Annotated in this window: 21 protein-coding genes; 11 read left to right on the plus strand and 10 right to left on the minus strand. The window is 71.8% G+C overall.

Annotated features, from left to right (window positions below; genetic code table 11):
- The first annotated feature begins 113 nt into the window (after positions 1–113).
- Positions 114–1,310, plus strand: a complete 1,197-nt coding sequence (locus AB0I71_RS02275) for a cytochrome P450 (RefSeq protein WP_357581411.1) — start codon at positions 114–116, stop codon at positions 1,308–1,310.
- On the opposite strand, the gene AB0I71_RS02280 is transcribed toward AB0I71_RS02275, so the two are convergent.
- Positions 1,297–2,334: a methyltransferase gene (locus AB0I71_RS02280; protein WP_357581412.1), complete on the minus strand. Its 1,038-nt coding sequence runs from the start codon at positions 2,332–2,334 to the stop codon at positions 1,297–1,299. The genes AB0I71_RS02275 and AB0I71_RS02280 overlap by 14 nt on opposite strands.
- A 3-nt stretch (positions 2,335–2,337) precedes the next feature.
- Positions 2,338–3,285, minus strand: a complete 948-nt coding sequence (locus tag AB0I71_RS02285; protein ID WP_357581413.1) for a ferritin-like domain-containing protein — start codon at positions 3,283–3,285, stop codon at positions 2,338–2,340.
- Between AB0I71_RS02285 and AB0I71_RS02290 the strand changes: the two genes are divergently transcribed.
- Complete coding sequence (locus tag AB0I71_RS02290; protein WP_357581414.1) at positions 3,257–4,654, plus strand: condensation domain-containing protein; 1,398 nt, start codon at positions 3,257–3,259, stop codon at positions 4,652–4,654. The genes AB0I71_RS02285 and AB0I71_RS02290 overlap by 29 nt on opposite strands.
- On the opposite strand, the gene AB0I71_RS02295 is transcribed toward AB0I71_RS02290, so the two are convergent.
- From AB0I71_RS02295 to AB0I71_RS02310, 4 genes are all read right to left on the minus strand, one after another.
- The gene (locus tag AB0I71_RS02295) at positions 4,634–5,653 is read right to left on the minus strand and encodes a ParB/RepB/Spo0J family partition protein (RefSeq protein ID WP_357581415.1); all 1,020 of its coding nucleotides are present in this window, start codon (positions 5,651–5,653) and stop codon (positions 4,634–4,636) included. The genes AB0I71_RS02290 and AB0I71_RS02295 overlap by 21 nt on opposite strands.
- 98 nt (positions 5,654–5,751) lie before the next feature.
- A complete protein-coding gene (locus tag AB0I71_RS02300; RefSeq protein WP_357581416.1) occupies positions 5,752–6,084 on the minus strand; it encodes a hydroxyisourate hydrolase in 333 nt (110 codons plus the stop codon).
- Positions 6,085–6,172: 88 nt separating this feature from the next.
- On the minus strand, positions 6,173–8,539 hold the full coding sequence (locus tag AB0I71_RS02305; protein WP_357581417.1) for a BTAD domain-containing putative transcriptional regulator: 2,367 nt from the start codon (positions 8,537–8,539) through the stop codon (positions 6,173–6,175).
- 240 nt (positions 8,540–8,779) lie between these two features.
- Positions 8,780–9,817: a methyltransferase gene (locus tag AB0I71_RS02310; protein ID WP_357581418.1), complete on the minus strand. Its 1,038-nt coding sequence runs from the start codon at positions 9,815–9,817 to the stop codon at positions 8,780–8,782.
- Positions 9,818–9,937: 120 nt separating this feature from the next.
- Here AB0I71_RS02310 and AB0I71_RS02315 point away from each other — a divergent pair, with 120 nt between their 5' ends.
- The 3 genes from AB0I71_RS02315 to AB0I71_RS02325 are packed head-to-tail and all read left to right on the plus strand — an operon-like array spanning position 9,938 to position 13,624.
- Positions 9,938–10,984, plus strand: a complete 1,047-nt coding sequence (locus AB0I71_RS02315; protein ID WP_357581419.1) for a pyridoxal-phosphate dependent enzyme — start codon at positions 9,938–9,940, stop codon at positions 10,982–10,984.
- Positions 10,981–12,417, plus strand: coding sequence for an argininosuccinate lyase (locus AB0I71_RS02320; RefSeq protein ID WP_357581420.1), 1,437 nt, complete (start codon positions 10,981–10,983; stop codon positions 12,415–12,417). The genes AB0I71_RS02315 and AB0I71_RS02320 overlap by 4 nt, the downstream gene beginning before the upstream one ends.
- The gene (locus AB0I71_RS02325; RefSeq protein WP_357581421.1) at positions 12,410–13,624 is read left to right on the plus strand and encodes an ATP-grasp domain-containing protein; all 1,215 of its coding nucleotides are present in this window, start codon (positions 12,410–12,412) and stop codon (positions 13,622–13,624) included. Before AB0I71_RS02320 ends, AB0I71_RS02325 begins: the two co-directional genes overlap by 8 nt.
- Positions 13,625–13,658: 34 nt before the next feature.
- Here the strand turns inward: AB0I71_RS02325 and AB0I71_RS02330 are convergent, their stop codons facing one another.
- Positions 13,659–16,034, minus strand: coding sequence for a non-ribosomal peptide synthetase (locus tag AB0I71_RS02330; protein ID WP_357581422.1), 2,376 nt, complete (start codon positions 16,032–16,034; stop codon positions 13,659–13,661).
- A 36-nt stretch (positions 16,035–16,070) separates the two neighbouring features.
- Complete coding sequence (locus AB0I71_RS02335; protein ID WP_357581423.1) at positions 16,071–17,531, minus strand: hypothetical protein; 1,461 nt, start codon at positions 17,529–17,531, stop codon at positions 16,071–16,073.
- A 421-nt stretch (positions 17,532–17,952) separates the two neighbouring features.
- Between AB0I71_RS02335 and AB0I71_RS02340 the strand changes: the two genes are divergently transcribed.
- The 6 genes from AB0I71_RS02340 to AB0I71_RS02365 all read left to right on the plus strand — a co-directional run bounded on the left by AB0I71_RS02340 (position 17,953) and on the right by AB0I71_RS02365 (position 24,427).
- Positions 17,953–18,696, plus strand: coding sequence for a 3-oxoacyl-ACP reductase family protein (locus tag AB0I71_RS02340; RefSeq protein ID WP_357581424.1), 744 nt, complete (start codon positions 17,953–17,955; stop codon positions 18,694–18,696).
- 219 nt (positions 18,697–18,915) lie between these two features.
- Positions 18,916–20,364: a family 43 glycosylhydrolase gene (locus AB0I71_RS02345; RefSeq protein WP_357581425.1), complete on the plus strand. Its 1,449-nt coding sequence runs from the start codon at positions 18,916–18,918 to the stop codon at positions 20,362–20,364.
- 58 nt (positions 20,365–20,422) lie between these two features.
- Positions 20,423–20,818 (plus strand): hypothetical protein, encoded by a 396-nt coding sequence (locus AB0I71_RS02350; RefSeq protein WP_357581426.1) that lies wholly within the window; start codon positions 20,423–20,425, stop codon positions 20,816–20,818.
- Positions 20,818–23,241: a DUF4132 domain-containing protein gene (locus AB0I71_RS02355; RefSeq protein WP_357581427.1), complete on the plus strand. Its 2,424-nt coding sequence runs from the start codon at positions 20,818–20,820 to the stop codon at positions 23,239–23,241. Before AB0I71_RS02350 ends, AB0I71_RS02355 begins: the two co-directional genes overlap by 1 nt.
- A gap of 52 nt (positions 23,242–23,293) precedes the next feature.
- Positions 23,294–23,719, plus strand: a complete 426-nt coding sequence (locus AB0I71_RS02360) for a DUF6153 family protein (protein ID WP_357581428.1) — start codon at positions 23,294–23,296, stop codon at positions 23,717–23,719.
- Positions 23,720–23,797: 78 nt separating this feature from the next.
- Positions 23,798–24,427, plus strand: a complete 630-nt coding sequence (locus tag AB0I71_RS02365) for a DUF305 domain-containing protein (protein WP_357581429.1) — start codon at positions 23,798–23,800, stop codon at positions 24,425–24,427.
- Positions 24,428–24,578: 151 nt separating this feature from the next.
- Here the strand turns inward: AB0I71_RS02365 and AB0I71_RS02370 are convergent, their stop codons facing one another.
- Together AB0I71_RS02370 and AB0I71_RS02375 are read right to left on the minus strand one after the other, a co-directional pair.
- The gene (locus tag AB0I71_RS02370) at positions 24,579–25,370 is read right to left on the minus strand and encodes a peptidase (RefSeq protein ID WP_357581430.1); all 792 of its coding nucleotides are present in this window, start codon (positions 25,368–25,370) and stop codon (positions 24,579–24,581) included.
- Positions 25,371–25,373: 3 nt separating this feature from the next.
- Entirely contained in the window at positions 25,374–26,666 is a 1,293-nt protein-coding gene (locus AB0I71_RS02375; protein ID WP_357581431.1) for a VWA domain-containing protein, read from the minus strand.
- Positions 26,667–26,717 lie beyond the last annotated feature (51 nt).

Consider the following 26,717-nt stretch of genomic DNA (forward strand, 5'->3'; position numbering starts at 1 on the left):
AACGGGCGCTAGCTAATCAAAGGGGGTGGGTGCCGTCGAGCGGATCGACCACACGCCGGCCAGCACGGGGGAGCACGCTTGGCCCGCATGGACGGTCCGCCGAGACTGGGCCGATGTCGAGCAGCCTGCCCCGCAGGGTCGAGCCCCTGGCGATCCTGGACGACCCGTATCCCACCTACGCCGAACTGCGGGTGGCCGGCCCACTGTGCCGGTTCGGTCCGGGCGTCTGGGGGGTGACCCGCCACGCCGACGTGACCACGCTGCTTCGCGATCCCCGGTTGGGCAGCGAGTTTCCCGCCGACTATCACCGGGTCTCCGGCGGCGGTGGACCGGCCACCCAGTTGCTGCGGCGGATCCTGCTCTACCGCGATCCGCCCGCGCACACCCGGCTGCGCCGGCTGGTCGGCAAGGCGCTGACCCCGGCCGTGGTCCGAGCGTTGCGGGCTGACATCGGCGCGCTCGCCGACGAGCTGCTCAGCGCGGCCTGGGAGCGGGGCGAGTTCGACGGGGTGGCCGAGGTGGCGTACCCGCTACCGGTGCGGGTGATCTGCCGACTGTTGGACCTGCCGGTCGCGGCGGGCGAGGAATTGCGGCAGCGGGCCACCGACCTGGGCCGCGCCTTCAACCAGATCGTCCCGCAGGAGGCCGGCCCGCGGGCCGACAGCGCCGCCACCTGGCTTCGGGAGTACGTGTCCGACCAGTTGGCCGGCCGGCGTGCCGACCCGGGCGGTGACCTGCTGTCCCAGCTGTTGGCGGCTGAGGACCACGGTGACGCGTTGACCAGGGACGAGGTCATCGACAACGCGGTGTTCGCGTTCTTCGCCGGCTTCGAGACGACGGTCCACCTGATCGCGACCGGGCTCGCCGCGCTGGCGGCCGACGAGTCGCAGCAGCGGCGGCTACGCGAGGATCCGTCACTGATCCCGACCGCCATCGAGGAGTTCCTCCGCTACGACAGCCCGATCCAGGGGGTCGCCCGGCTCGTGCGGGAGCCTGTCGAACTCGGTGGCCGCACCATCCGGCCGGGTCGGGTGCTGGTGCTGATGCTCGGCAGCGCCAACCACGACGAGGCGGTCTTCGCCGACCCGGGGCGGCTCGACATCACGCGTCACCCGAACCCGCACGTGGCCTTCGGTGGCGGTGCCCACCTGTGCCTCGGTGCCTACCTCGCCCGGGAGGAAGCGGCAGCGGTGTTCGGCTGGCTGGTGCGCCGGGGCGCGGCGTGGCAACCGGCTGGTGCGGCGGCGCGCGAGCCGGGCAGCCCGTTCCGGGGTCACGCGCGACTGCCGTTGCGGTTCACGACCGCCTGACCGGCGGGCCGGTCGGCGCCACCTCCAGAACGGACAGGGTCGCGGTCGGTACCACCCGCGCCAGGTGCAGTCCGGCGTCGGCGAGCAGCCGTTCCATGTGCTCGGGCGTCCGGTGGGACCCGCCGGTCAGTACCAGGGTGTGTACGTCGAAGAGCTTGGCGACGTCGAACGCGTCGCCGGGCGGCAGCACCGCCTCGATCAGCACCAGCAGTGAGTCGTCGCGCATCGCCTCGCGGACCCGACGCAGAATCGACACGACGCCGTCGTCGTCGAAGCCGGGCAGCACGGTCTTGAGCAGGTAGCCGTCGGCACCGGCCGGCAGGGCCTCGAAGAAGCTGCCGGCAACGACCTGGCAGCGCTCCGCCACCCCGGCGGCGGCCAACACGTCAGGGGCGGCGTCGACGACGTGCGGCAGGTCGACCAGGACGCCGCGCATCCCCGGGTTGCGGGCCAGCAGGCCGGCGAGAAACGCGCCGGTGCCGCCGCCGACGTCGACGACGTTGCCGAACCGGGCGAAGGGATAGGCCGGCAGGACGGTTCGGAGATGCAACCGGTTCACGCTCTGCATCCAGCGGTCGGCTCTGGCGCTCTGCTCGGGCTCGGCAGCGAGGTAGGTCCAGTAGTCGACCCCGTGGGCGAGCGGGAAGCCCGGCTCACCGGTCCGCAACGTCTCCGCGAAGTAGGCCCATGCCTGGAGGTCGGCCGGCAGCAGCGGATAGGCGTCGCGGAGCGACAGGGGGTGCGCGGCGCGCAACGGGCGGGCCAGCGGGGTCAGACCGAACGTCTCGGGCTCGACCTCGGTGAAGACGCCTCGTGCGGCAAGCGCCCGCAGGGTTCGCAGCAGCGTCGGCGCATGCACGCCGAGCCGGTCGGCGAGCGTGTCGACGGGCAGTGGCCCGTCGGCCAGGAGATCGGCGACGCCGAGTTCGGCGACCGCCCGCAGCGCCAGCGGAGTCACGTAGTCGGCCAGGTCGGCGAGCTTCGCGACGGCGGGCAGGTCGAGGGGTATCCGTTCGGTGCTCACCGGTCAGCGCCCCGTGGTCGGCAGCAGATCGAGCCCGACCAGACCACGGACGACCCGGTCGGTGAGCAGATCGACCTGCCGCAGCGCTCGGCACACCCGGGAGAAGACCGCCTGCCGGTAACGGATCATCAGCGGGTCGGTGGCGGCGAACTCGGCTCCGACACGGGGATCGACGTCCAGCCGTTCCCAGATGTCGACGAGCAGGAACCGACGCCGGATGAGTTCGGCCGCGTCGAGCACGAGCCCCTCCCGCTCAGCCCGCTCGGCGGTGGTGAGCTGCTGGTAGAGCCCTTCCAGCGAGAGCACGCCGAAGGAGACGTGGCGGGCCTCGTCGCGGCCGACCCGGCGGGTGAGGTCCTTGATGAGGTCGTCGTGGAACGTCGACTCGGCCAGCCGGAACGCGGCCATCGCGACCGCCTCGACCATGATCTGCATACCGAGTGCCGTGATGTCCCAACGCGACTCAAGGAGCACGTCGTCGAGCAGGTCACGCAGCGGCGGTGAGACCGGGTAGGAATCGCCCACCTTCTCCCGTAGGTAGCGGGAGAAGACGTCGAGGTGTCGGGCCTCGTCGATCGCCTGACTCGCCGCGCAGAGCTTGCTGTCCAGGTCGGGAAGGCTACCGACGAGCCGTCCGGCGACCACCATCGCCGCCTGCTCGCCGTGCAGGAACTGGCTGACCATCCACACCTGCAACTCCCAACGGAAGGCGTCCCACATCGGCCGGCCCCGCTCGGCCAGCGGCGAGGCCCGGAACGCCGACATCGCGAATGCCGAGTCATCGGGGAGCGGCGCCCCGTACGGCACGGGCACGCTCCAGTCGACGTCGTCGGCGCTCCACTGCGCCCGGACGCCCCGCTCGTACAGGGTGCGGAAGGTCGACCCGACGCGGTCGTCGTAGTTCCAGTCAAGGTGTGTGTCGATGGATGACGAGACAGAATGCCTGGACACCCTGGCGACGCTAGCGGAGACGGTGCCGGCAGGGTACGCGTGTGGGATGGCACCCATTCCTGCTCCCGGCCCCGGCCACGTGGAGGCACCGGCATCGGTGTCCCAGCGTCTGCTGTGGATGATCCAGCACTACCGGGCCGACTTCGGGGCGCTGAGCTGCCCGCTGCTGTGCCGGATCCGTGGTCCGGTCGACCTCGACCGGCTGCGGGACGCGCTCGACGCGGTCGCCCGCCGGCACGCCTCGTTGCGGACCACCTTCCGTGGCCGGGGCGCCCGGCTGACGCAGGTGATCCACCCACCCCGGCCGATGCCCTTCGAGCTGCGTGACCTCTCGACGGCCGCCGACCCGGATCGGCTGCTGTCGCAGGAGATGGTCGAGGAACTCGCGCGGCCGGTACTCGTCGACACGTGGCCGGCCCGCGCGACGGTGTGGCGGCTGGCCGCCGACCACCACACGCTCTGCCTGAACCTGCATCACCTGGTGACCGACGCCTACTCGACAGGCGTGCTGCTGGCCGATCTGGCGACCTGCTACGACGACCCGGGCGGGCCGACCGGGGACGGTTGGTCCTACGCCCGCTTCGCCCAGTGGCAGTACGACCGTCTGCGCGGGGCTGAGCTGGATCGCCAGCGGGCCTACTGGCGTGACCAGTTGGCCGGTGGCCAGTCGCCACGGCTCGGCCAACCGACGGGTGCGCGCCCCGGTGGCCCGGCGGTCGCGCAGGCGGGCTTTCCGGCCGGCGTCCTGCCGGCGGTGCGGGAGTTGGCGGCACGGGTCGGCACGACGCCGTTCGTGGTCCTGCTGGCGGCGTTCTATGCCAACCTGCACCGGCACACCGGGCAGACCGACGTGTCCGTGGCCTCGATGTTCGCCAACCGGTCCCGGCCGGAGGTCCGCCAGACGGTGGGACTGATCGCCAACATGGTGCTGCTGCGCACCCCGGTGGACCCCACGGCGAGCTTCCTGGACCTGGTGCGCGTCGCGCATCGCACCGCCGTGGGCGCGCTGGTCAACCAGGACCTGCCGGTTCAGATGCTGCCGGCCGGGGCCGCCCCGGCGGGGCCGGGGCGGCCGGACGACGTGGTCTTCAACGTGATGGCCGACCTGGCGCGTACCGCGACCGTCCGCGACGTGACGTTCGAGCTGGAACTTCCGGTGCAGCTGGGCAGTCGTTTCCCGCTGGAGCAGACGGTGGTGCCGATCGGCACCGAGCCACGTGCCGTGCTGTTCCGGGCCGACGACCGGATGACCGACGACACCGCTGACGACTTCCTTCGGGGGTACGTGCGAATCGTCAGCGAAGGGGCGAACGATCCGGCGCGGCGGGTCGCCGATCTCGCCGGTCGGTCAACTGGCCACGCTCTGTGACGCCGGCACGGTGTCGTCGATGACGGCCTGCAACTCCTCGGCGAGCTGCTGCCATGCCTGGGCGCAGCCGACCGCGAGTTCGGCGATGGTGTACCCGCAGTGTGGCGGAATGTGGGTGATGATCCGGTTCCAGTCCGGCGTGTCCACCACGTGGGAGTCGAGCCAGCGCAGGATGAAGCGTCCGGCGTCGGTGTAACGCAGCGACGGATCCTTTCGCAGCACGTCCATCACGACGGACGTCCGTCGGGGGTGGGTGATCGCTGTCGTCCGTGGTCGGGAGGTGCGCCGCGGCATCGACCGGTCCGCCGCGTCGTCCGCCGGGGCGTCGGTCGCCGGCCGCATACTCGCCGGCAGTGGGTTCTCGCCGGAGCTGAGTCGTAGCCGCACGTCCCGAGCGGTGCTCACCGAGACCCCGGCGGAACTGGCGATGTCGCGCAACGACGCCTCCGGCCGGCGGGCGATCACCTCGGCGGCACGCAGCCGACCCTCGGCCGGCTCCAGCGGCCGGGTCCGGCCGTCTCGACCGATCCGCGTGTTCGACTGGGTAATCGGATCAGTCGAACTGCGGATCGTGCCGACCGTGCGCGGCGCCAACTTGGTCACCTCGGCGACCGCCCGGTCGGACCACTCCGGAAACAGGGCGATGATGCGCCGGGCCGCCTCGCGTCGGTCCTCGAGCGTGAGCGGTAGGCCGTGCGAGGTGTTCGCCTCGACCGCCCGGACGAAGGCCTCGCGGACCTCGCCGGTGAAGAAGGTGACGGCGATGTGCTGCTGCCCGTTGAGCCGTGCCACCTGTACTCGGTGCAGGCCGTCGACTACCCGCATGGTCTCCCGGTGGACCAGGATCGGCGGCAGGTCGGTGCCGGCCTCGGCGAGCGTCTGGATGTGTCCGGGGTCCTCTCCGGCGAGCCGGGGAGAGTCGCCGAGAACAAGCGCGGAGATGGGGACGGTGGTCGGGTGGTCGGTCGGGCGGCTCGATGCGTCAACAGAAGTGATCACGTCTGGCTCGCTTTCGCTCTGGCCTGGTGGCACCCTCAGCCGAGCCTGCGACCGTTCGACATCTGTCACTTATCGTCGCGCTATCGATCACTATCAGATCAGTAAGCGGCGATGCACACGGAATAGGCCGCCGGGGCCAGGACGACTTCCAGGTGGTGGCTCTCCACCTCGTCGGCCACCCGGAAGACCGCCACCACTGCCGGATAGCTGGCGATCAGCCCGAGCCCGACGAAGTAGTGGTCGCAGTCGAGCACCAGCCGGTAGTCGCCGGCGCTCGGCCCGGAAGCCGGCCAGACCAGCACGAAACCGTCGTTGTCGGTCTCGTCCCATGCGATCGGGCGCCAACCGTTGTCGTCGCGTTCGAACCGGATACGCAGGCCCGCGGCGGGCCGGCCGAGAACGCCGTCGAGCGCGCGTGCCGAGACCGCCATCGCGCGTCACACCGGGCCGGCCGTACGACCCGGAGGCGGCGGCTCAGGCGGTTCGAGGGCTTCGCGACCGGCGATCAGCGGCTCGCGCTCACCCCTCGGCGCGCCCATGGACGTCATCCACCTCCCCGGACAGCTCCATCTCCCGAAGCAGTTCGCGGACCGCGTCGGCGGTTCGCAGCTGTGCCATCGACAGCGTGGCAGAGGCGTACAGTACGGCAGCCTCGCCGCACTGGTCACCAGCGCGGCGGGCGGCGGAGAGGGCGATCCGTTGCGCCTGCCGAACGTGGTCGGCGTAGGGCAGCGCCTCGGTCGCGCGGCCCACAGCGGCGGCCAGCTCGATGCTCGTACCGACAAGACCGGCCTGCGCGGCCTGGCGTACGGCCGCGAGGACCATGTGGTGCTCCACCTCGTACCACTGCTCGACAGGCGTCACGATCCGATCGGCCGTCTGGTCGGAGAACTGGCGGATGGGCGCCGCGCTGCGCGGGCGTCGTGCGGCCCGTCCGTTGCACCGCTCCACTGCCGCCAGCAAGGTCAGCACGGCGTCCAGATACCGTTCCAGCGCGGCATGCCGATCCGCCGGGCTCTCCTCCGCCGCGAGCCGCTCCCGGGCGAACACCCGCACCAGTTCGTGCAGGCGGTAGCGGGCGTACCCGCCGGGCCCCTGCGTCGTTTCGAGAAGCTGCGCGTCGGACAGCTTGTCCAGCACGTCCTGAGCATGCTCCGGTGACACGTCGAGCAGCGCGGCACCCACCCAGGGCGACACCCACGACCGGCTGACCAGCACCAGCAGCCGCAGTAGCCGGCGGGCGTCCGCGCAGAGCGCCTCGTACGCGAAGGTCAGGCTGCTGCGGACGCAGATGCCCGCGTGCGCGAGTTCATCGAGCCGGCGTCGCTCGTCGGCGAGGCGGTCGACCAGGTCCGCGACGTACCAGTGCGGTCGCGACGCGAGGCGGGCGCCCGCGACGCGGAGCGCGAGCGGCAGGTGGCCGCAGAGCCGGGCCAGGTCGAGCACGTATCCCGGCTCCCGGTCGACCCGGTCCGGTCCCACGATGTGCCGCAGGAGTGTGATCGCGTGCTGGGGCGGTAGCGGACCGACAGGTGCGCTCGTCGCTCCGGGGATCGCGGCGAGCGGTGAGCGGCTGGTGACGATCACCGCCGACCGGCAGTCGCCGGGCAGGAGGGACAGCACCTGGGACTCCCCGGCCGCGTCGTCCAGCACGATGAGCAGCCGGCGATGGGCGATCCGGTCGCGGAACACCTCGGCGCGTTCGTCCACGCCGTCGGGTATGGCGTCGGGTGGCACCCCGAGGGCGCGCAGGAACCGTTGCAGCGCCTCAGCCGCGGACACCCGCTCGGGTCGGCGCCCGTGCAGGTCCACGAAGAGCTGGCCGTCGGGGAACCGGTCGCGAAGCCGGTGGGCGACGTGCACGGCCAGGGTGCTCTTGCCCGTTCCGGGCCCGCCGGTGAGCACCACCACCGGCACCGCCGTGCGCTTCGGCCCGCCGCCGGTCAGATGCTCCTCGATGAGCCGCACCTCATCGTCGCGACCGGTGAAGTCGCTGATGTCGGTCGGCAGCAGCCGGGGCGCCGGTTCTGCTTCCGCCGGCTGTCCCGCCACCACCGCGGGAGCCGGTGTGGACGGTTGCGCCAGCGTCGGATCTCCGGTCAGAATGCCGTGCTCCAGCCGGCGTAGCCAGTCGCCGGGCTCCAGGCCCAGCTCGTCGATGAGGGTGCGGCGGGCATCACGGTAGGTGTCCAGCGCGTCGGCCTGCCGCTCCGATCGATGCAGGGCGATCATCAGCAGGCCCCGGAGGCGTTCCCGCAGGGGGTACGCCATGGTCAACTCGGTCAGCTCGGGGATCACCTCCCGATGCCGGCCCAGGCCGAGCTCGACCTCGATGCACTCCTCGGTGGCGGCCAGGCGGCGCTCGTCCAGCCCGTGTGCGATGGCGCGGATGGCCGCGCTCTCGACGTCCCGCAGGGCCGGTCCCCGCCATTTCCCCAACGCGATGCGGTAGCCGCGTCCGGCGTCGGCGAGCCGCCGGGCGTCGCGGGCCTGGCGGGCCTCGGCGATCAGGGCTTCGTACTGGTGCAGGTCGAGGTTGCCCGGCCCGACGTGCAGCCGGTAGCCGGTCGGGTAGGTCTGGATGGCGTCCGGGTGACCGTGTCCGGCCAGCAGGCGGCGTAGCGCGGACACGCAGATCTGGATCTGCACGCGGGATGTGGGTGGGGCGTTGTCGCCGTAGATCGCCTCGACGAGGTGTCCGACCGACACGACCCGGTTGGCCTGGAGGACCAGGCTTGCCAGCACGATGCGCTGGCGCGGCGCGCCCAGGTCGATGCCTCCGTTCGGCGCCAGCACCTCCAGCGGGCCGAGGATGCGGAACTCCATGGACGTCCCCGGTGCGTCGGCACCGTTCCCGGTGTCCTGCAAGTCCTCGACCTGAGACATCGACCTGCTATCCATCCCGCTCACCACCAGCCGGGGTGGCCGGCTGGACTGACGATGTACTTAACCGAGACTGGGGTGGACGAACCGTAACTGCTGAACGGGCAGCGGGACAGGAACCGGACGGCGGATACCTGACAGCAACATCGGCCACCGCCATTACGCCGACATGTCGGTATCTGGCCACCTGCCATCCGGCGCCGGACTGTGGAAGTACGCGCCTCCGAGGTCCGATCTGCCCCGTCACGCGGGGCGGATCTCCAGGATCGGAAGGGTGAGGGTGCCGATGGTGCGCACCAGTCGCAGATCAGCGGTGCGCACCAGGTTCTCGATCGCGGTCACCTCGCGGGCGCCACCACCGGCCATGGCCAGCAGCAGCATGTCGTAGCGCAGGCCGGTCACGTACGACTCGCCGTCCACGACGGGGTCGACCACCGGTTCGATGACGAGTAGCCGGCTGTCCGGGCGCATCGCCGCGCGGACCTTTCGCAACAGCACCGTGGCGCTCTCGTCGTCCCAGTGGTAGAGCACCCGCTTGCACAGGTAGGCGTCGGCCCCGGCAGGCACCGGTCCGCCGTCCGGGTCGAGGAAGCTGCCGCCCACCGCCTCGGCCCGGTCGGAGACACCGGCGTCGGCGAACACCTTCGCCGCGCCGGACGCTACGTGCGGCAGGTCGAAGAGGGTGCCCCGGAGGTGGCGAAACCGGGCCAGAATGCCGGCCAGGAATCCGCCGTCGCCGCCGCCCAGGTCCACAATCGAGTGCAGGTCGGCCCAGGGGTACGCGCCCAGGACACTGCGCAACTCCAGACGGGTCGCGGCCCGCTGGGAGGCGTCGAACCGGCGGCTCTCCTCCGGATGGGTCGCCATGTACCGCCAGTAATCGGTGCCGTGCACGAGATCGAACGCTGCCTGCCCGGTGCGGATGCTGTGGTCGAGACGCCCCCAGGCGGCCACGTCGCAGCTCAACAGCGGGTAGGCGTCGGCGAGGGAGAGCGGGTGGTCACTGCGCAACGGCTGGGCGAGATCGGTGAGCGCGAAGACCGTCGGCGTGGTCTCGACGAACACCTCGCGGCTCGCCAACGTACGCAGGAGACGCAGCAACGGCCCGGCCCGGGTGCCGGTGACCTCGGCGAGTTCCTCCACACCTCGGGCCCCGGCGGCGAGGTGGTCCGCCAGACGCAGGTCGCAGGCGACCCGGAGGCAGAACGGCACGACGTAGTCGGCCAACTCGGTCAGCCGGACCATCGCCCGCAGATCGACCCGATGTCGTGGCAGCTCCATATCGGAAATCCTCCGCTCGCCGCTGGCTGAGCCAGACGTTAGACCGGGCATCCGGTGTGTGTCATGGTGCTCGTCACGACAGACCGACGCGCCGCGATTACGAGGAGGTGCGGGCTCACCGTGACACGTGTTCCTCCCGGAGCGGGCGTCGACGCGGTCGCCATGGATCTGCTGCCGGCCGTGGTGCCGCTCGGCGGCTCCCTCTGGGGCGCTTCGTTCAAGCTGATGAAGATGTTGCCCGCGCATCACATCATCGACACGGCCCTCGCCTCCGGTGAGATCGGTCCCGGCACGATGATCGTGGAATCGACAAGTGGCACCTTCGGCGTGGCGCTTGCGGTGAAGGCCGCCCTGATCCGCCGCCCGTTGACGCTGGTCACCGACCCGGTGGTGGACCGGCGACTCTGCCGTCGCCTGGCTGACCTGGGCGTCGTCATCGAGATGTGCGCGACGCCGTCGCCGCGTGGGGAATTCCAGACGATGCGGTTGGCCCGGCTGGCTGAGGTCCGTGAGCGTCACCCCGACCACTTCTGGCCGCGGCAGTACGACAACCCGCGCAATCCGGCCTCCTACGCGGTGCTCCTCGACCATCTCGCCGGTCAGCTCGGCCGGATCGACGCCCTGATCGGTCCGGTGGGCTCGGGCGGCTCGATGTGCGGCACGGCGACCGCGCTGCGGGCGTACTTTCCCCACCTGGTCGCCATCGGTGTCGACACACCCGGCAGCGTGCTGTTCGGCCAGCCCGACCAGGTGCGCGAGCTGCGTGGGCTCGGCAACAGCGTGCTGCCGCGCAACCTCGACCACACGGTCTTCGACGAGGTGCACTGGTGCCCACCGGGAGTCGCCTACCGGGAAACCCGTCAGTTGCACCGCCGGCACGCGCTGTTCCACGGCCCGACCTCGGGGGCGGCCCTGGCGGTGGCCCGTTGGTGGGCGGCTCACCATCCAGGCAGGGTCGCCGTGGTGATGCTGCCCGACCAGGGGGACCGCTACATCGACACGGTCTACGACGAGGCCTGGCTCGACGCCGACCCCCGGCGTCGGGTGCCCGCCGATGTCCGTCCCCGGGAGGTGCCGATGCCGTCCGGCGATCCCGACTGGACCTGGATGCGGTGGGGACGCCGCACGCTGGCCGAGGTCTGTGACGAACAGGCTCTCGCCGGATGAACGGACCGCACCCGGTGTCGGACACGGGCCGGATCGCCAGTCCCCTCGCCGGCAAGGCGCAGCGGCTCTGCTACGAGGCGTCCGATCCGGTCGCCGACCGGGCGGTGCTGCGTCTGATCGCCCAGGTCGACCGGGCCCATCTGGTGATGCTCGCCGAGCGCGGGATCATCACCGGCGAGCAGGCGGCGCAACTGTTGCGTACCGTGCGGGACATCGAGGCCGAAGGCTTCGGCGCGGTGCTGGCGCTGCCCCGGCCGCGCGGAATCTACCTCGCCTACGAGGAGGCCGTCACCCGGCGCTGTGGTCCCGACGTGGGCGGCCTGCTGCACACCGGCAGGTCCCGCAACGACCTGAACGCCACCACGACGCTGCTCGGGCTGCGTGACCGCGGATCCGATGTGGTCGCCGAGGGCGGCAGGCTGGTCACGGCGCTGCTCGCCACGGCGGGCCGGCACCTCGACGACGTGATGGCGATCCACACCCACTACCAGCCGGCGATGCCGATCACCTACGGGTACTACCTCACCGGAGTCGCGCTCGCGTTGCTCCGGGAACTCGACCGGATGGTGGCCTGTCTCCGCGCGATCCGCAGGTGTCCGTTGGGCGCACACGCGGTGGCCGGCACCGACCTCGACCTCGACACCGAGCGCACGGCGGCGTTGCTCGGCTTCGCGTCCGGCCCCTTGCACGCCGTGGACGCGATCGCCTCCCGCGACGCCTCCCTCGACGCGCTCGGCGTCGCCGCGAACCTGACCGTCACAGTGTCCCGGCTCGCCGCCGACCTGCAACTGTGGAGCTCGTCCGAACTGCACTACGTGCAGTTTCCCGACTGGCTGGTGGGCGGCTCCTCGGCCCTTCCCCAGAAGCGGAACGCATTCGTCCTGGAGCATCTGAAGGCCCGTCCCACCCGGGTGCTCGGCGCCTGGGTGACCGCGATGAGCGCGATCCGGTCGGCACCCTTCACCAACTCGATCGAGGTCGGCACCGAAGCGATGAAGCCGGTCGCGCCGGCTCTGCGGACCACACGGGATGTGCTGGCCCTCGCCGCCCTCGTGGTCGCGGGGGCTCGTCCATGCCCGGCCACCATGGAGCCGGCTGCCGCTCGCGGCTTCGTGGAGGCGACGGCGGTGACCAACGACCTGGTCCGCCAGGGGGTGCCGTTCCGCGAGGCGCATCGCCGGGTCGGCGCGGCGGTGCTGCGGGCGGTCGACGACGGCGCGGCCTGGCCACCCGACGGGTTCGCGCGGATCGATCCGCGTACGGCCGCCGACCGTGCCCGCTTCGGCGGCGGTCCGGGCAGCCGGGTGGAAGCACTGGCCGCCGCCTGGGTGCTGCGCCACCGGCTGCGGGTGGACCTTCATGACCTGCGTCGGCGATGGGCTCGGGCGGCCGACGCGCTCGGCGCGGCCAGCGCGGCGGTCTGCCGTGGCTGAGCTGCTGATCCTGGTGGAGAGCAACACGACCGGTAGCGGCCGGCTCTTCGCGGAGCGGGCCCGCGACCTGGGTCTCGTTCCGCACCTGGTCACCGCCGATCCCACCCGCTATCCGTACGCCGCCGAGCTGGACCTGCCGGTACACAGGTGTGACACCGGGTCACCGCCTGCGGTGCTGGCCTGCTGCCGTGGGCTGGCGCAGGCCCACCGGGTCGCGGGAGTGACCTCCAGCTCCGAGTACTTCATCGCCACCGCGGCCGCTGTGGCCCGCGCCCTCGATGTGCCGGGGGAGGAACCGGAGCGGCTGGCCGCCGCGCGGAGCAAGGGCGTCCAGCGCGAGCGGTTCGCGGCGGCCGGCGTCGCCTCGCCCGGATACCAGGTGGTGACATCGGTGCCGGCCGCGCTAGCGGCCGCGCAGCGGTTGGGGCTGCCGGTGGTGGTGAAGCCGGTCAGCCGGTCCGGCTCGATCGGGGTACGCCGCTGTGACGACCCGCGCATGGTGGCGACGCACGCCGCCGAGTTGCTCGCCACCAGGACCGACGAGCGCGGCCTGCCGTTGCCGGCGGCCGTGCTGGTGGAGTGCTACCTGTCCGGCCCGGAGTTCTCCGTCGAACTGCTGGCTGGCGAGGTACGGGCGGTGGTGGCCAAGCACGTCGACGAGTCCCGAGGGTTCCTGGAGGTCGGGCACGACGTTCCGGCCGCCGTGGCACCCGGCACCGCCACACTGCTCGGCGAGAGCGCCCGAGCCGCGCTCGCCGCGCTCGGGTTGGGTTGGGGCGCGGCGCACGTCGAGCTACGGATGACCGACGGCCGGGCGGTCGTGGTGGAGCTCAACCCCAGGTTGGCCGGCGGCATGATCCCGCAGGCGATCCGGGTGGCCACCGGGCAGGATCTGATCGCGGAGCTGGTGGCGCGCAGCGCGGGCCGTGTCCCACCACAAGGTACGGTGCGGACCGGGTACGCCAGCGTCCGTTTCCTCCTTCCGGCGGCTGACGGTGTCGTCGGGACGCTGCCCGACCCGGCATCGGCGCTGGCGCTGCCAGGTGTGGTCGACGCGGTGGTCACCGCGCGGCCCGGCCAGCGGATCGTCCGACTCGGTTCGTTCCTGGACCGGCTCGGATACGTGATCGCCCAGGGTCGATCGCCGGCGGAGGCCGGCGCACGAGCCGACCGGGCGGTCGCCGCGCTGCCGGTGGCGATCGACTGAGAGTTCCCCCGAAGCGGTGACCAGGTGGTTGCGGCTAGCCGGCGGCGGGATCGAGGTCGGCGCTGTCCACACGTAGGGCGATCTCGCGCAGCGTCGGGCCAGCCAGCAGGTCGGACAGCGACAGCCGGTGCTTCAGCCGGGTCAGCAGATGGACCGCCGACAGCGACGTGCCACCCGACTCGAAGAAGTCGTCGTGCCGGCTCACCCGCTCGGCCGGCAGCCCCAGCACCTCGGACCACACCACGGCCAGGCACCGCTCGGCCGCCGTGCCGGGCGGCTCGAACGCGACCGCGCCGGAGGTCGCCTCCTGCGCCAGCCGCCTCAGCCGCACCATGTCGACCTTGCTGTTGTCGTTGAGCGGCAGCGCGTCGAGCCGGAGGTGGTGCGCCGGGATCATGTAGTCCGGCAGTCGTGCGGCGAGCTGCTTGTCGAGGTCGTCCGAGGCGATCTCGTCGGTGGCGACGTGGAAGGCCACCAGCCGGGCCCGGTTGCCGTCCCCGACGGCGACGACAGCGGCGTCGATGACCCCCGGTACCGCCGCGATCGCCGCCCGGACCTCGCCGATCTCCACCCGCAGGCCTCGGATCTTGACCTGGTGATCGCGGCGGCCCAGGAACTCCAGCCGCCCTTCCGGCAGCCAGCGGCCCAGATCACCGGAGCGGTACAGGCGTTCGCCCGGGTGGTACGGGTCGGTGGTGAACACCTCGGCGGTCCGCTGCGGGTCGTTGAGGTAGCCCTGCCCCACGCACACGCCGGCGAACACGATCTCCCCGCGGCCACCCTCCGGCATCAGACGCAGCCGCTCGTCGACGACGTAGACCCGCATGTTCCGCAGTGCCCGGCCGACGCTGACCACGGGCAGGTCCCGCTCCGGAGGTCCCTCCAGCACCTCGTGCATGGCGTCGTCGGAGGTCTCCGTGGCGCCGTAGGCGTTGAGCAGCCGTACTCCCGGTAGCACCGTGAACCAGCGACGAACCAGGTCGGACCGGAGCGCCTCACCGGTCACCGACACCGACCGTAGCCGGGGCAACCGGACGCTGCCGGTTTCCAGGTGGGTGAGCAGCACCTCCAGGTAGGAGGGCACGACCTGGATCGTGGTCACCTCGTGCCGGACCAGCAGTGCGGTGAAGGCCGCCACGTCGAGCTGCTGATCGACGTCGACCACCACACAGGTGCCGCCGACCAGTAGGGGTGCGCAGACCTGCCACAGCGAGATGTCGAAGCACTGCGAGGCGGTCTGGGTCACCACGTCGTCGGGCCCGAGGCCGTGGTCGTCGACCTTGGCCCACAAGTGATTGATCATGCCGGCGTGGGCGCAGACGGCGCCCTTGGGCTGCCCGGTCGAGCCCGAGGTGAAGTACACGTACGCGGGCCGCTCACCGTCCGGCGGTGGCAGGTCGACAGCGACCGGGTCGGCGCCGGGCTCGGTGATCGGCACCACCGTTCCGGACCAGCCATCGGTCCCGGCGACGGCGGACATGAGCGAGCTGCCGGGGTCGTCGGCCAGCGCCAGCCGGCAGTCGGCCCGGTCGAGCTGGCCGTGCACCCGCGACGGCGGGAAGTCGGGCCGGACCGGCAGATACACCGCGCCCGCTCGGAGGACGCCCAGCATCGCGACCACCCAGTCGAGGTGCCGGTCGCTGACCACGGCGACCGTGTCGCCGCTGGAGACGCCGAGCCCGCGCAGGCGGTGGGCCAGCCGCCGCGAGGCCCGGTCGAGTTCGCCGTAGGTCAACACCTGCTCGCGGTGGCGGACCGCCGGCCGGTCGGGCACTGCCGCAGCGCGCGACTGGAACGCCGCGACGAACCCGTCGGGACCGTTGTCGACCCGGGCACCACACAGGTCGACGAGCTGACGCCGTCGCTCCTCGGGGCTCAACATGTCGCCGAGGTCCACTGTCGTATCCGGCGCGGCCAGGGCCCGTCCCAGGGCGTGGAGCAGGTAGCCGAGCACCCGCTGGGCGGCATCGTGGGAGACGTGCGCGAGGTCGTAGGCCAGCTCCAGCCCGTCGCAGCCGGGCCCGAGCCGTACCACCAGGTCGGCGGTGTCGTCGCCGAGCGTTCCCCGTGCGTCGACGGCGCTGTGCGGTCGGCTGTCCAGCGGTGCCCGGCTCACGACGTCGGCCAGGCCGACCCAGGTGATGTCGGCCACCACACAGCTGATCCGGTCGAGGCCACCGGCGGTACCGACCACCGCCGTGCTGACCTCGGGTTCGCCGACACACCGCGACAACACCGCGAGCCAGCCGGTGAGCAACACCCGCTCGCGGGCGGCCGTGTCGTCGCGTACGCCGGCCAGCGCGTCGTGCAGCCCCAGCGGCAGCTCACCTGTCAGGCGGACCCGACCCGGCTGGGAACCGGGGAGGGCCCACGGGGGCAGGGTGGTCGTCCCAGGTGGACCAGGTGCCATGCCTCGACGGTACGGCCCGGTCCGGGCGCGGAGGTGTCACATAAACCGGGGTGGCGCGGCCCCGTGCTCCTCGTCGGCGGCCGGAAAGTCGTCACGGGTGGGTTGCCAGGTGCCCGCCCGAGCGGACTCCAGCTGCTCACGGGTGAGCACGGTGCCGCGGGGCATGGTGATCCGGGTGAGGCGTTGCAGGCCGACGGGGGCTCCGTTGGCGCTGTCGGCGGCTCGGGCGTTTATGTCATCGAGCAGCCGGTCAATCAGCAGAGCGAGGCAACCCGGTCCGAAGCCCGGGTAGCCCCAACCGATCCCCCAGTAGGAGCCCTGCGGAGCGGGGTACAGCGTGCCGTCGGCGGTGCGGACCCAGATCGGATGATCCAGGATGATCTCCGCCAACGGGGATGTCGCCCGTAGCCGTTGCGGCGCCGCGCCCCGCAGCTCGATCTCGTCGCCGTCGCGGCGGCGGACCACCGGTGCGTCGGTGGCCGGGTCACGCAGGGTCTCGTCGTCGGCGTCGACCTCACCCAGCAGCCGGAACGCCGCGCTCCGAGGGGTCGGCTCCAGCCGTGCGATCCACTCGTCGACGGTCGGGCTCGCGGCTCTGACCGTGAAGCGGTGGCCGAACGGGCAGTCCGCGCCGTTGTCCCACTTCAGCATCTGTAGCAGGCAGTGCTCGGCGAGGGTGTCCTGCCGACAGAGGATCTCCCACCAACCCGCGCGGCGGGTGCCCTCGTCCACGTCGTCCCGGTCGACCGCCGGCACGGGCATCGGCCGGGCGGCGACGACTGTGGTGCCGGCACCGACCGCTCTCGCCACGGCGTCGATCTCCCCGCCAGCGGACTCGGCCTCGTGGCGGAAAACGGCGCGGGCAAGCTCGACCAGGAGACGGGCGGCCGGATGGTCCGCCTCGTACAGGCTGGCCATGCGAAGGAGCGCGTCGGTGTCCAGCTCCGGATCTCCGGCCAGCGCTTCCACCGCGGGCTGGCCGGGTCGCCAGCGGGTGATCAGGACCTCCCGACGCAGTGGCAGTGGCCAGTACGGTAGCGGCTGGCCGATCAGCTCCGACAGCTCTGTCCAGCTCAACGGGGAGCCCGCATCCTGTGCCGGAGTCATCGGCAGCGGTTCGACGCCGGGAGCGCCGCCGTCGAGGCCGGTAGCTACCGTCGCCGCGCCCACCACGCCCCAGGCACGCAGCAGGGGGGACAGGTGACCCCGCGGTGCGGGGCGCCGCCCCGAGATCGGCCAGACCACGGCCATGGTGCCCACCGGTGCGGCCCACAAGAGCGCGACACTGTCAGCGATCAGCCTGGCTCCGAGGTAGGGGCGGGGGCCCGTCGCGGCCGGCCAGTGGCTCAACGGGACCCGGTCGGCCAGGTGCAGCGGCGACGTCGCCGCCCACTGGTAGAGATCGGTACGCCGCCACCGGCGGTGTCTGCCCTGCCCGCTGCGGGGTGCGGCGAACTGCCCGGCGGAGTCCCACCGTCGCACCTGCGGCCCGCTCACCCCGAGGACCGCAGCACACCCGGCGAGGTCCAGGCCTGGCATCTCCGAGCCGATCGGTAAGTGACTCTCAGCATGCGGGTAACCACACATGGTTCCGACGATGCCAGAGTTCGCCGACACTTTGCTGACCCACGGCAGCCACCCTTCGAGATCCTGCTGTCAGTGGGGTGGGCGCGGGGCGCGGTCACTCCGCGATCGTCCATGCGATGTGGACACCACGCCAGATCCGGCGCGGCCGAGGGCCACAGCGTAGCGGTGGTCCAGTGGGTCGGGGGAGCCTCCGCGCAGGGTGCAGCGGTGGCTGACTTCTGTCGACGGTGCCGTCACGGGATCGGTGAGGCGGTGTCGTGGGTGGCGGCTGCCTGGCCCTGGCCGGTGACCCGGACGGCAGATGTCCTGAGTCGACTGTCAGGATTGCGACATGACGGTTCAACTTGCCGGCAGAGTTGCGCTGGTCACGGGTGGAAGCCGTGGTATCGGTGCAGCCGTCGCACGTCGGTTGGCCGAGGACGGCATCCATGTCGCCTTCACCTACCGGTGCGGGGTGGAGAGCGCCAAGGCGGTGGTGGCCGACATCGAGGCGTACGGCCGCAGGGGTCTTTCCATCCAGGGCGACAGTGCGGATCCGGCCGCGGTGGTCGGTGCGGTCGAACGGGCCGTCGCCGAGCTGGGGCGGCTGGACATCCTGGTCAACAACGCCGGGGTGTTCGCGGGCGGGCCGATCGAGTCGGTCAGCTTCGACGACCTCGACCGAGCTGTCGCGGTGAACGTGCGCGGGGTGTACCTGGCCACCCAGGCGGCGGTACGGCACATGGGCGACGGTGGGCGGATCGTCAACATCGGCAGCAGCTTCGCCAGCCGGGTGCCGGCTCCCGGCGTGAGCGCGTACGCGATGACCAAGAGCGCGGTCAACGGGCTGACCCGGGCGCTGGCCCGGGAACTCGGCCCACGCGGGATCACCGTCAACCTGATCCTGCCCGGCTCGACCGACACCGACATGAACCCGGCGGACAGCGCCGGCGCCGACGCCCAGCGGTCCCACATCGCCCTCGGCCGGTACGCGGCACCGGCGGACGTGGCCGCCACCGTCAGCCACCTGGTCAGCGACGGCGGACGGCACATCACCGGTGCGTCGATCGCCATCGACGGCGGCGCGACCGCCTGACCGCCCACCATTCGGTGCCATCGGCGGACCGGAGTGCGGTGATCCGGGGTGCCTGCGCTGGGCGGTTGATGTGTTGCGGCCGGGCGTCCGATAGATGTCGGTCTCTTGACGGCGAGTGAATGTTAACGCTATCAATGAGGCGGGCACGGCGGGCACGGTCGGACGGGGACTGTGCCCGCCCCGGACGGTCGACTCGCAGTCGGCGGAAGGGCGAAGGCGATGACACGTCCTCAGCTCACGTACCGCGGCTGGGCAGCGGCGTGCGCCGCCCTGGTGATGGCGGCGGCTGGCGCGCTGGTGGGGCCCGCCGCCCCGGCGCAGGCCGCCGCCGTCACCTTCACCAACCCGCTGGCTGAGCAGCGCGCCGACCCGCACATCCATCGGCACACCGACGGCTACTACTACCTGACCGCCACCGTGCCCGAGTACGACCGGATCGTGCTGCGCCGCGCCACCACCCTCCAGGGGCTGGCCACCGCGACCGAGCGGGTGATCTGGCGCCGGCACGGTAGTGGCGAGATGGGCGCGCACATCTGGGCGCCGGAGATCCACTTCATCGACGGCCGGTGGTACGTCTACTTCGCCGCCGGCCGCACCGACGACATCTGGGCCATCCGGCCGTACGTGCTGGAGAGCAGTGCCGCGAACCCGCTCGACGGCCCGTGGGTGGAGCGCGGCCAACTCCAGCCGGCGCGCAACAGCTTCTCCCTCGACGCGACCACCTTCGTGCACAACGGCCAGCGCTACCTGGCCTGGGCGGAGTACGCCGGCAGCAACTCGAACATCTACCTCGCCCGGGCCGTCAACCCCTGGACGTACGCGGGCACGCCGACCCTGATCGCCACCCCGACGTACGCCTGGGAGACCCGGGGTTACCGGGTGAACGAGGGACCGGCGGTGCTGGTCCGCAACGGCCGGGTCTTCATGACCTACTCGGCGAGCGCCACCGACGCCAGTTACGCCGTCGGCCTGCTCACCGCCGCTGCCGGCAGCGATCTGCTGAACCCGGCCTCGTGGAGCAAACGCGCCACGCCGGTGCTGGCCAGCGACAGCCGGACCGGCCAGTACGGGCCCGGGCACAACTCGTTCACCGTCGCCGAGGACGGCAGCGACGTGATCGTCTACCACTCCCGCAACTACGAGCGGTACCTCGGCAACGGCTACGACCCGCTGAGCGACCCGAACCGGCGGACCCGGGTCCAGCGGGTCTACTGGAACGCCGACGGCACTCCGAACTTCGGCGTTCCAGTGCCGGACGGCCTGACGCCGGTCCGGCTGCGCGCCCACGACCTGCCCGATCGCTACCTGCGGCACTGGGAGTTCCGGGTCCGGCTGGAGCCGAACGTCACAAACCTGGCCGACTCGCAGTTCCGGATCGTCGCCGGCCTGTCGAACTCCTCGGCGATCTCGCTGGAGTCGACAAACTATCCCGGCTACTTCCTGCGGCACCGCAACCACCAGGTCTGGGTGGAACGCAACGACGGCTCGAACCTGTTCCGGCAGGACGCCACCTTCCAACGCAGGGCCGGGCTCGCCGACGCGACAAAGGTGTCGCTGGAGTCGGTGAACTTCCCCGGCCAGTACGTCCGCCACCGCGACGGCCTGCTCTACCTGGAGGCCGTACCGGACACCTCCGGACGAGCGTCGGCAACCTTCGCCCTGGACTGAGCAACGGCCCCGGTTCACGCAGGGCCGACTGTCGGAGGGTGTACCTAAACTCCCCGACATGGCGACGGTGACCTTTGTGGACGAGAGCACCGCTGGTGCTCGGACCCCCGCGTGGGCCTTGCAGATCTTCGAGGAGCGGTTGACGCTGCGCGAGCTGATCCGGCGGCGGATCCATCAGGAGGTGGCCGAGCACAACGCGGCCACCCCGGAGCCGCGCCGATCGCTGGTGCAGCCCACCTCGACCGAGCGGGCCCTCAACGGTGACCGGGGCGAGCGGCCCCGCCGCCGGGTCGACCCGCAGCGGCAGATGGCTCTCGCCGAGAAGGCGTTCGGCAGCAACGGCTTCGTGGTGCTTGTCGACGACCGTCAGGTCGAGGAGCTGGACGACGAGGTCGATCTGCGCCGCGACACCGAGGTCACCTTCCTCAAGCTCGTCCCGCTGGTCGGTGGCTGATGACCACCTCCACCCACACCGTCTGGTACGCCGACCGGGCCCGCGACCTGGTCGTCGCGAACGACCTGGACAGCCTGGCCGGTCACCTCCACACGCACGCCCGGCTCTGCCGCGACAACCCGGAGGTACGCGCCGCGCTGCGCGCACTGTCCCGTCCGGACGTGGCGCGTCTCGTGCAGGCCATGGCCGCCCTCGTGCGGCAGGACCGGCGCCACAGCTGGCCGCCGCGCGACCTGATCGGGCAGCTGGCTCGCCGGCTCCCCACCGAGCTGGCGCCGGAGCAGCTCCAGGACCTCGCCGCGTTCGCCGTCGAGGAGCCGTACGCGTTGTCACCTACCGCGCTGGAGATCGTGGCCCGGGGTCTGGTCGCCACCGGCCCGATCTCCGCTGATCTCATGGAGGTGCTCGTCGACAGGTCCGACGAGAGCCAGCGGCTGCGGCAGTTCATCGCCGAGCTGGCCGGCCCGCGCCTCGACCCGGACGACCCCTGGGCCCAGCAGATCCTCACCGAGCTGCCCACCCTCGACCCGGCGTGGCGGCAGTTGGTCGCCCACGCCAGCACCGCCACCATGCCCCGACCGAGCGCCGGCTGGTCGACCGCGGCGGCCCGGCTGCTCGCCGAGGTCGACCTGAGCGAGGCCGGGCAGCTCTTCGACAGGTGGTTGGCCACCGCCGCCCGCGCTCCGCACCAGCAGCCGAGTCCGGTGAACGCGGACCTGCTGCGTGGCCTGCTCTGGCTGATTGAGCGGACCGGGCCGACGCCTGAGCAGGTGCGCCGCATCGGCGGTCTGGTCGAGGCGATGCTGCGTCGCCTGCCCGGCGTCGGACCGGCCTGCCCGAAGGTGGCCAACGCGGCGGTCGGGGTGCTCGGTCGGCTCGACGGCGAGCCAGCGCTGGCGCAGCTCGCCCGGTTGTCGGCGCGGGTCACCTACAAGGGCACCCGCAAGGAGATCGACAAGGCGCTCGATGCTCGCGCCGTCGCCCTCGGCGTCAGTCGGGACGAGATCGAGGAACTGGCCGTTCCCGACTACGGGCTGACCGGGGTTGGCCGGCACGAGGTGCCCCTCGGCGGCTGCCGGGCCGAGCTTGCGATCGTGTCCACAAGCGTCGCTTTGACCTGGTACACGGAGGCCGGCCGGCAGGTGAAGAGCCCGCCGGCAGCGGTGCGCCGGGACCACGCGGCGGAGTTGGCCGACCTGAAGGGCCTGGCCAAGGAGATCACCGGCATGCTGACCGCCCAGGTGGCCCGGCTGGACCGGCTCTTCCTGGCCCAACGCACCTGGACCTTTGCCGCGTGGCGGCAGCGCTACCTGGATCATCCGTTGGTCGGCGCGCTGGCCCGCCGGCTGCTCTGGCTGGTCGACGGGGTGCCCTGCGGTTGGGCCGACGGCGCGCTGCGCACTGCTGACGACACTCCGGTGGCCGCTGGCGACGACGCCGAGGTGCGCATCTGGCATCCGATAGGCCGGTCGGTGCCGGAGGTGGTCGGTTGGCGGGAGTGGTTGGAGCGGCACCGGATCGTCCAGCCGTTCAAGCAGGCACATCGGGAGGTCTACCTGCTCACGCCCGCCGAGGAGACCACCGGCACGTACTCGAACCGGTTCGCCGGGCACATCCTGCGTCAGCACCAGTTCCACGCCCTGGCCGCGGTCCGGGGCTGGACGGACCGGCTCCGCCTGATGGTCGACGACTCCTATCCGCCGACCTTCCGGGAGCTGCCCGGGTGGGGGCTGCGCGCCGAGTACTGGGTGGAGGGGATCGGCGACGAGTGGGACACCGACACCACCGACAGCGGGTCGTACCTGCGGCTCGTCACCGACCAGGTGCGGTTCTACCCGATCGCCGCCGCGCAGAACTGGTCGCACGCCTCCGGTGGCGGTTACTCGGCATCGCCGTGGACGGACGCCCGGCCGGGGGACCCGCTGCCGCTCGACCGGATCCCGCCACTGGTGTTCAGCGAGATCATGCGGGACGTTGATCTCTTCGTCGGGGTGGCCAGTGTCGGCAACGACCCGACCTGGTCGGACGGCGGTCCACAGGGCCGGTTCCGGGACTACTGGTCGTCGTACAGCTTCGGTGAGTTGTCCGCGACCGCCGAAACCCGGCGGGAGTTGCTGGCCCGGCTGCTGCCCCGGCTGGCGGTGGGGCAGCGGGCCCACCTTGAGGGCCGCTTCCTGGTGGTCGACGGCGACCTGCGCACGTACCGGATTCACCTGGGGTCGGGCAACATCCTGATGAGCCCGAACGACGAGTACCTCTGCATCGTGCCGGACCGCAGCACCGGCCGGACCGGCGAACAGCAGTTCCTGCCGTTCGAGGGGGACGGCATGCTCGCGGTCATCCTCAGCAAGGCGATGCTGCTGGCGAAGGACGCCGAGATCACCGACGCGTCGATCACCCGCCAGATCAGATCCGCGAGGTAGCCGACGGACGGGATCGCGGTGCGGGGGGCCGGTCGCGCGATACCGTGATCGGGTGCGAGGCGAAGCGGCCAACCCCGGGCGATGGTTCCGGTTCGTGCTGCTCGCGTGCACCCTGTTCGGGCTGGCCGCGATGCACAGCCTGGGCCATGATCCGGTCCTCGGCCCGGCCGGCCACGGCGGCCATGCCGCGCCGTCCTCGTCAGCTCACATAGACGACTGCCACGACGAGCGGTGTGTGGCACAGGCCACCCAGACCACTGAGGAGCCGGGACACGGGCATTCCTCGGGCTGGACGGTCTGTGTGGCGATCGCCGCCGGATTCGCACTCGCCGTCGTGCTCGCCGTCCGTCTCCTCCGGCGTACGCGCAGCGTGCTGCCACGGGATCGGCGGCTCACCCGGGCCCTGAACGGCCGTGCCCCGCCCGCCTTTTCCATGATCGGCTTGACCACGGCCGCCGTGTCGGTACTGCGGATATAGCAGCGAACCGCGCGCACCCCGGTGGGTGACCGCGCCGACTCGCTTCTGTTCACCGACTCTGAAAGGCCCTGTCAAACCATGAATCGCACCTGTCCACGCCGGGTCATCCTGGCCGGCGTCAGCCTCACCGTTGCGATCGGTCTCGGCGGTTGCGGCTCCGACCATTCGGTCGGCGCTGGCCACACCATGCCGGGTAGCCCGTCCGCCAGCGCGATAAGCGGAGAATCCGCCACCAGCAACGCGGCCGACGTGATGTTCGCGCAGATGATGATCCCGCACCACGAGCAGGCGGTCGAGATGTCCGACCTGGCCACCACCCGTGCGTCCGACCCGGAGGTGAAGCAGCTCGCCACGCAGATCAAGGACGCCCAGGCGCCCGAGATAGCCCAGCTGCGGGGCTGGCTGACGCTGTGGGGCGCACCGATGCCGATGGCCGGCGGCGACGACCACGGCATGCCGGAGATGGACCACGAGATGCCGGGCATGATGTCCGAGGCCGACATGGCCGAACTCGCGGCCGCCTCCGGCACCGAGTTCGACAGGAAGTTCCTCACCATGATGATCGCTCATCACGAGGGGGCCGTCACGATGGCCGAGGAGGAGGCCGCTCAGGGCGCCAACCCGGACGCCAGAGCGTTGGCGCAGCGGATCGTCACCACGCAGCAGGCCGAGATCGTCACCATGAGGAAGATCCTCGCCCGGCTCTGACGCCGGCCGGTGCCCGGGCGCTTCCACCGCCCGGGCACCGGGCCGCACCGATACCACCGCCGGCCGCTTCAGGGCGCTCCGCCGCGGGTAGCGGCTTGCCAGGGCCGCCGGCAGGTCGGGTGGGCACCTCAGCACGACCTGCCGGCGGGGCTCACCTGGTGGAGGGGCGCCGGGTGAGGGCGAATCCGACCACGCCAGCGACAGCGGCCAGCATCCCGCCGGCGGTGGTCCAGATCCAGCGGGAACCGGCCTCGGGCAGCCAGCCGGAAAGGCTCAGGTTCCAGCCGTCGTCCCCGTCGTCCTCCGGTGCGACAGTCGGTTCGGCGTCCAGGACGGCGCCGGCATTCGTCGGTGGCACCAACGCCGCCTCCAGCCTGCCGTCGTCAGCGGAGGTGCCGGCGTCGTCGGTGGTCGAGACCAGCAGATCCACGTCGATCGGTAGGCCGAGGTCGGGCTCGGGCACGTCCACCACGGCCAGCCGCACGTAGTAGGTGCCGGGTAGCGGGTCGCCGGACCACGGCTCGGCCCATGGGCGCACCCGCCGCATGGTGCAGCCGATGCCGACGGTACGGGCCGAGGCGTCAGCGGTGGGCGTCTGCGCGCCGGCGGTGCACGCCTGCCGGCGTCGTAGCCCGTCGAAGACCTCCACGGTCCAGGTGGATCGGCCGCTGCGGTTCGGCGCGAGGGTGACCGTCGCGGTGATCTCGTGGATCTCGCCTGCGGCGGCCGGGAACGACCAGTAGAGGTACTCACCAGTCGAGGCGGCGACCCGGACGGGCTGTCCGGCGGCGACCGGGGTGGCACTCAGGTACGAGGTGCCGGCCTTGGTGACGGTGACGGCACCGGGGGACGGGGTGGGGGTGGGCGCGGCGAGCGCCACGCCGGGGGTCAGGGCGAGGCCGGCGGCGATCAACGCGGCGGCGGTTGCTGAGCGGGTGAGCATCTCTCAGTTCCTCCAGGTGGCTACCCACCAGCGGGTGAGCAGGCCGGTGACGAGCCCGGTGAGCAGGCCGGCCAGGGTCAGCAGGAGCAGCAGGACCCAGCCGCGACCCAGGTCCGGCCCGTCCGGGGCGGACGACGCGGCGACCACGTCGACGGTCAGCTCGACGGGCATGCCCGGGTCTCCGGCGGTGCCCGCTCGGGGCGAGAACATGTTGCTGACCACCAGGCAGACGCTTGTGACGGCCGGGGACGCGCTGGCCGCCGGCGTCGGGTCGGCCTCCTCGTCACGCTCGGCGTCGTCGCCTGCCGACCAGCGCAGGCCGGTGGAGATCACGTCGGTACGTCCGCTGCCGGCGTCCACCCCGCGGACAAGTTCCCGGCCGTCCGCCGCGGTGGCCCGCAGCAGTACGCCGTAGTCGGGGTTGACCGGGCGGTCGAGCGCCACGCTGACCGAGGCCCGCAGTTCCTGGCCCGGCCGCACCGGCACCCGGTACCAGCGATGCTCGGAGAAGGTCTCCCGGTCGGTGTAGACGCCGGGGGAGAGCAGGGGCGCGCCCTGGCAGGCCTTGGTTCCGTCGACCTTCGCCGGGGTGGTGGCGTAGGTGTCGCGGGCCCGGTCGACAAGTTGCTTCAGCCGGTCGGTCAGCTCCTCGGCGCTCTGTGCCGCGGTGTACGTTCCGCCGGTGGCGGCGGCGATGCACAGCAACTGCCGGCGTACCTTCTCGTCCGGTGCGAGACCGAGGGTGTCCACCACGAGCGTGGTGCCCTTGGCCGCCAACTCGCGGGCCACCTGGCAGGGGTCCGGTGGGGCGCAGGTGTCCTCACCGTCGGTGATCAGCACGATCCGCCGGGCGGTGGTGCCGGTACCGAGGTCCTTGGCGGCTTCGCGCAGGGCGAGTCCGACCGGGGTGAAACCGGTCGGGCGCAGGGTCGCCACCGCCGCCTTCGCCTGCGTCCGGTCGACCGGGCCGACCGGCACGATCTGCTGGGTGTCCCGGCAGCCCTGCTGCTTGTCCTTGCCCTGGTAGGTGGCGCCCAGCACCCGGATGCCCAGCTGGGTCTCGTCGGGCAGGGCGTCCACCACCTCGCCGAACGCCTGCTGGGCCACCGAGATCCGGCTACGCCCGTCGATGTCGGCGGCCCGCATCGAGCCGCTCACATCCAGTACGAGCTGGACCCGTGGTGGCTCGGCGGGAGGTTCCGCCCGGTCGTCGGCGAGTGCCGGCACCGGGCCGGCAAGCGTGGTCGCCGCCAGCAGCCCGAGCAGGGCGGCTGACGACCATCTCTTGTTGATCACCGGGCGGAGTGTAGACAAGTCCATTCAGGACAGATCATCCGGTCGCCGGGT

The sequence above is a fragment of the Micromonospora sp. NPDC049891 genome, assembly GCF_040660295.1.
In the GTDB taxonomy this organism is placed as follows: domain Bacteria; phylum Actinomycetota; class Actinomycetes; order Mycobacteriales; family Micromonosporaceae; genus Micromonospora.

Excerpts from the sequence above, each read along its gene's own strand:
- AB0I71_RS02275 (WP_357581411.1), top strand. The coding sequence starts at position 114 with ATGTCGAGCAGCCTGCCCCGCAGGGTCGAGCCCCTGGCGATCCTGGAC.
- AB0I71_RS02290 (WP_357581414.1), top strand. The coding sequence starts at position 3,257 with ATGGATGACGAGACAGAATGCCTGGACACCCTGGCGACGCTAGCGGAG.
- AB0I71_RS02300 (WP_357581416.1), bottom strand. The coding sequence starts at position 6,084 with ATGGCGGTCTCGGCACGCGCGCTCGACGGCGTTCTCGGCCGGCCCGCC.
- AB0I71_RS02305 (WP_357581417.1), bottom strand. The coding sequence starts at position 8,539 with ATGTCTCAGGTCGAGGACTTGCAGGACACCGGGAACGGTGCCGACGCA.
- AB0I71_RS02310 (WP_357581418.1), bottom strand. The coding sequence starts at position 9,817 with ATGGAGCTGCCACGACATCGGGTCGATCTGCGGGCGATGGTCCGGCTG.
- AB0I71_RS02320 (WP_357581420.1), top strand. The coding sequence starts at position 10,981 with ATGAACGGACCGCACCCGGTGTCGGACACGGGCCGGATCGCCAGTCCC.
- AB0I71_RS02330 (WP_357581422.1), bottom strand. The coding sequence starts at position 16,034 with ATGGCACCTGGTCCACCTGGGACGACCACCCTGCCCCCGTGGGCCCTC.
- AB0I71_RS02340 (WP_357581424.1), top strand. The coding sequence starts at position 17,953 with ATGACGGTTCAACTTGCCGGCAGAGTTGCGCTGGTCACGGGTGGAAGC.
- AB0I71_RS02345 (WP_357581425.1), top strand. The coding sequence starts at position 18,916 with ATGACACGTCCTCAGCTCACGTACCGCGGCTGGGCAGCGGCGTGCGCC.
- AB0I71_RS02350 (WP_357581426.1), top strand. The coding sequence starts at position 20,423 with ATGGCGACGGTGACCTTTGTGGACGAGAGCACCGCTGGTGCTCGGACC.
- AB0I71_RS02355 (WP_357581427.1), top strand. The coding sequence starts at position 20,818 with ATGACCACCTCCACCCACACCGTCTGGTACGCCGACCGGGCCCGCGAC.
- AB0I71_RS02365 (WP_357581429.1), top strand. The coding sequence starts at position 23,798 with ATGAATCGCACCTGTCCACGCCGGGTCATCCTGGCCGGCGTCAGCCTC.
- AB0I71_RS02370 (WP_357581430.1), bottom strand. The coding sequence starts at position 25,370 with ATGCTCACCCGCTCAGCAACCGCCGCCGCGTTGATCGCCGCCGGCCTC.